This is a genomic window from Sphingomonas sp. TREG-RG-20F-R18-01, assembly GCF_022662475.1.
In the GTDB taxonomy this organism is placed as follows: Bacteria; Pseudomonadota; Alphaproteobacteria; order Sphingomonadales; family Sphingomonadaceae; genus Sphingomonas.
This window is the reverse complement of record NZ_JAKNQQ010000044.1, coordinates 1-1,198: the sequence shown is the minus strand read 5'-3', so window position 1 is coordinate 1,198 and position 1,198 is coordinate 1. Positions and strand designations below refer to the sequence as shown.

Genomic DNA, 1,198 nt, shown 5'->3' with positions numbered 1-1,198 from the left:
TGACGTGCCCCCCGTTTTTTCCTCCAATTGGAGCTAGAGTCCGACCCCGGAAAGGGACGGACAGATGAAGCGGAAGCAGTTTTCGGAAGAGCAGATCATCGGCATCCTGAAGGAAGCCGAGGCAGGTGCGGTGGTGACGGATCTGTGTCGTCGGCACGGGATGTCTAGCGCGACCTATTACGCCTGGAAGGCCAAGTTCGGCGGTCTGGAGGTGTCCGATGCGAAGCGGCTGCGGGCGCTCGAGGAGGAGAACGCCCGGCTCAAGCGACTGCTGGCGGATACGATGCTCGACAACGCAGGTCTGAAGGACCTGCTTTCAAAAAAATGGTGACGCCTGCCGCGAAGCGGGAAGCGGTCGCGCATCTCCAGACGGCGCTGGGGATGAGCGAGCGGCGGGCGTGTGCTGTCGTCGGAGCGGATCGCAAGAGCATGCGGTATCGTTCGTGCCGGGAAGATGATGGCGACCTACGGTCGCGTTTGCGAGAGTTGGCGCAGCAGCGCCGGCGGTTCGGCTATCGGCGACTGCATATCCTGCTGCGCCGGGAGGGCATCACGATCAACCGCAAGAAGACCCAGCGGCTCTACCGCGAGGAAGGTCTGACGGTGCGTCGCCGGAAGGGACGAAAGCGCGCCGTCGGCGCACGGGCGCCGGCCCCGGTGCTGGCGCTGCCCAACCAGCGCTGGAGCCTGGACTTCGTGCATGATCAGATGGCCACGGGCCGGCGGTTCCGCATCCTCAACATCGTCGACGATGTAACGCGCGAGTGCTTGCGGGCGGTACTCGACACATCGATCTCAGGCCGGCGGGTCGTGCGCGAGCTGGCCGACCTGATCGTCGAACGCGGCGCGCCGAAAATGATCGTCAGCGACAACGGGACCGAGCTCACCTCGAACGCGGTGCTTGCCTGGTCCGGCGACGCCGGCGTCGAGTGGCATTACATCGCGCCCGGCAAGCCGACGCAGAACGGGTTCGTCGAGAGCTTCAACGGTCGCATGCGCGACGAACTGCTCAACGAGACGCTGTTCTTCACGGTCCGCCAGGCGCGCTCGATCCTCGCGCGCTGGGTCGACGACTACAACACCGAGCGGCCACACTCCTCGCTCGGCTACGCCACACCGGCGGCCTTCGCCGCCGAACTCGAAAAGCAACGGTCGGGTTTAAACCCGACCGTTGCTTCACCCGCGCTCCTGCGCGACA

General features: G+C 65.2%; 1 protein-coding gene. It reads left to right on the top strand.

The window, feature by feature from the left end:
• Positions 1-64: 64 nt before the first annotated feature.
• Positions 65-1,198, top strand: a protein-coding gene (locus L8K25_RS22550) for an IS3 family transposase (RefSeq protein WP_242141263.1) whose coding sequence is annotated in 2 segments (ribosomal slippage) — positions 65-317 and positions 317-1,198 — 1,135 coding nt annotated over the 2 segments. Because the reading frame shifts where the segments join, the coding sequence is not laid out codon by codon here. This gene is flagged as partial in the annotation.